A 231-nucleotide genomic window follows, 5' to 3' on the forward strand; every position below is an offset into this window, starting at 1 on the left:
TGTGGGAGCCGGTGTCTACATCGGCCCACTCGCCTCACTGCGTGGTGACTACGGGCGGTTGATCGTGCAAGCGGGAGCCAATATTCAGGATGGCTGCATTATGCATGGCTACTGCGACACTGACACCATCGTTGGGGAAAACGGTCATATCGGGCACGGAGCGATCCTGCATGGTTGTGTGATTGGTCGCGATGCACTGGTCGGGATGAACAGCGTGATTATGGATGGCGC

Annotated in this window: 1 pseudogene; it reads left to right on the forward strand. The window is 57.6% G+C overall.

The features are described 5' to 3' along the window. Nucleotides 1-231, forward strand: a pseudogene (locus QP752_RS11360) (gamma carbonic anhydrase family protein); the annotation flags it as partial.

The sequence above is a fragment of the Corynebacterium sp. UMB10321 genome (assembly GCF_030228725.1).
Classification (GTDB): Bacteria; Actinomycetota; Actinomycetes; order Mycobacteriales; family Mycobacteriaceae; genus Corynebacterium; species Corynebacterium pseudogenitalium.